Here is a 2,900-nt window from a genome sequence, read left to right as displayed (position 1 = left end):
AACGTCACCCGTGCTCGTCTCGGACGACTCGTCCGCCAAGGCTTCCTCACCCAACCCGGACGAGGTCGCTACCAGAAACGGACTTAACGTCCACTCAACCCGCAGGAAGGCGTGTGGTCCTTGGTCAAGCACGACCTCGGCAACCTCGCCGCCGCCGACCTGGGGCAGATCACCCGGACCGTGAAACGCAAGCTCAAGATGCTGCAGTATCGGCCCCAGTTGCTCGACGGTTGTCTCACCGGCACCGGCCTGGCCCTCGACGCGCGACCAGCTAAGGAACCTGCCACCCGAACGCGCGTTCAGTAGCATCGCGTCGCCTGAATGAGGTTCCCGCCCGAAGCCAGGGCCCTCTGGATGCAGACCCGTTGAGGGGCCGGGCGCGTGTCCGCGCACCGCTCGGACGGCCTTGAGCCAGAACGGAAGCGAGCGACTTCGCGGCCACCCCGGCCTGCCGTCAACCCACACCATCGCCGGTTTTAACGAACTACCGGTAGCAGAGCCTGACGCAGCCCGACGGTCTCTCCATTGCGACGACGCCGGATCCCAGTTGGACCGGAAGAGGCAGTGTCACAGCAGCCACGCAGCTGACGCCATCAGGACAGATGCGCCGCCAAGAGTTCACCACTGCGCCACATGCAACGCGGCCAAGGACCACGTCAGCTGCTGGCACCGGCGGCCCCGTCCGAAGTACGAGGCTTCAGGAAAAGTGGTTGGTCTGGGTGTTGTGGTCGCCGATCTGAAAGCCCTCCCCGTCTCTAACGTCGACAACGTAGCGGTTGCTGCGGATACCCCGCTGCCCAAGAAGCTCGAGCAGCCGGTCCGCGTCGGCAAGCACGCCTTCGTCCTGATCCACGCCGGAGCCGACGAGCGCAGCACCGAGCCGGCTCCGCCACAGTTCCTCATCCGCAGTGGCATCGGGACCGGGAGCGTCCAAGGTCGGCACGGCGCGTTCCCCGCGAGCGGCAATCCGGTTCCGCAGGCCGTCGCGAAGCCCTCTGTACGCATCACCGATGGCACCACTGGTGGTCTCCGTGATCCCCGCGCTCGCACCGGCCGCGAGTGCGGCCAGGATCAGTTCCACACCTGTCACAGACCCCTCCTACTTCCACATTTTTGCCGCTTCAGGAAGGTACCCACTTTCCCATAGAACCGAGTGGGTTTCGCCCTCTAATTCGACCCTGTATACCGTATATGGGGAGCCTGCAGCGTTTCATAACTCGCGTCCAGGGAGGCCGTGTTGCGCAAAATAGGCCTTGTGATTACTGTGATTCTTGCTATCCGCATCGCCACATGGGCGGGACCAGCCTTCGGATCCGGAGTGCACCGGACACGCAATTTCATGAGCTCTGTTGCGGACCATGTGGTCAATGGTCTGATCATGTGTGGCGTGTTCCTTGGCATCCTGCTCGGGCTGCTGATCGCAGGTGGAATCGTGCTCTGGATCACGGTCGTCATCTACGCCAAATGGAGGCCACGGCGTTCGACGCATGCAACGACTGCCCCAACCCCGGCCATGGCCGCCACAAACAGGCCCGTCCCAGGCCCAGTGAAGACACAAGCCGTGTACAACGGCGGCAGGACAGAGGCCCGGCCACTCCCGTCGGCCTCACCTCCGCTGCAATACGCCTCACGGCGGCACAGTGCAGTGCGCACCAAACCAGCAGTGGCTCCCCTTGACGAGTTGCCGCAACGCGCCTCGTCTGGACCTCCCGCCTTCGAACCAACCCGGACCCCACCACCCAAGCCCAACACCACCGACGCGGACCCCGACCGCCCCACCTTCCAACCACAGGCGACCTGGGCACCACCACCCAGGCCCAGGACCACCGAGATCCCGGAGGCGGCATCGTCGTCTCCAGTTGAGCTGGCTCAGGAAATAGATCCGCCGCAGGAGACCGTCCTGATCATCGGTTGCCGCGGGGTACAGGTGGGAGATGACAACCAGCAGTACAACCGCTACGTCTATCACCTGCGCACCAAAGAACCGGACTTCGCGGCTGTGCTCCGCCGCAACGGGGTACGGAAAGCACTGGCCGAGCTGGCACTGGATCCCGCAAACGAGACGCTCCGCGCCCAGGCAAAGAAGGAACTGTGCGCCACCCGATTCTCTCTGTTGCACAAAGACACGCTGGATCTGGGAAAACTCGAACGTCAGGCGGCTCGGCCAACTGGCTCGCGAACTTCCCCGGACAGCGGTGCCCTGCGGCTAGTGCACGGGGAGGACGCAACGATCCTGATCCGACACTGCCAGGGTGTGCAGATCGGGGACCACAATGTGCAAACCAACGAATTCGCCTACACCTGCAAGCGGCCTCAGGTGAACGAACCGGCGCTACTTCAAGAGCATCCTGAACTGGCCGACGCCCTCATCGACGCGGTCGTCGGCCTTGAGGCCCCCAACCGGGATAAGCTGCGCAGCCAGATCGACAGCGCACTGCAGACAACTGCGTTCAAGCGCCCGAGTGCCGGCCGCATCGAGCATGCGAATGGCGTGAAGACGGTCACGGCCGCCGACGGGGTCACCCATGGCCGCCGCAACACGGTGAGGGCCACCCATGAGGTCTCTTCCGCGCTGAACGGCAGAAAGCTGCACAACGAGGTCAAGGACCAAGCGCGTCGCCTGAGTGCTACCACCCGGCGGCAACGAGAGAGCGCACGGAGGGCACAAGAGGCTGCACCGGAAATCGAGACCCCTCACCGACGTAGCGCGCCGACCCGTTCGCCCCGGACGGAGACGCCGCAAGCTGACATGCCGAAGCCCTCGGACCGCGGCAACCGCGGCATCGGGGGGATCAGTTTTCCCTGAGAAGCCGTATCTCAACCGAACATCATCGCTTGATTTCCGCTGGTCTGGCATGGTCTAGCTCGGAATGAGGGAGGCATGCGGCGTCTTGTTTCGG

2 protein-coding genes and 1 pseudogene are annotated in these 2,900 nt (G+C 64.0%); 2 read left to right on the top strand and 1 reads right to left on the bottom strand.

Annotation, left to right across the window (positions count from 1 at the left end):
- Positions 1–93 precede the first annotated feature (93 nt).
- A pseudogene (locus ACWC09_RS52465) lies at positions 94–306 on the top strand (IS630 family transposase); the annotation flags it as partial.
- Between the two features lie 391 nt (positions 307–697).
- On the opposite strand, the gene ACWC09_RS52460 reads toward ACWC09_RS52465, so the two are convergent.
- Positions 698–1,090, bottom strand: coding sequence for a hypothetical protein (locus ACWC09_RS52460; RefSeq protein WP_450859392.1), 393 nt, complete (start codon positions 1,088–1,090; stop codon positions 698–700).
- Between the two features lie 249 nt (positions 1,091–1,339).
- On the opposite strand from ACWC09_RS52460, the gene ACWC09_RS52455 reads away from it, so the two are divergent.
- The gene (locus tag ACWC09_RS52455) at positions 1,340–2,806 is read left to right on the top strand and encodes an RIP homotypic interaction motif-containing protein (RefSeq protein ID WP_450859390.1); all 1,467 of its coding nucleotides are present in this window, start codon (positions 1,340–1,342) and stop codon (positions 2,804–2,806) included.
- Positions 2,807–2,900: the final 94 nt, after the last annotated feature.

The organism is Streptomyces sp. NPDC001617, assembly GCF_053596855.1.
This window is presented reverse-complemented; position numbering and strand designations above follow the sequence as displayed.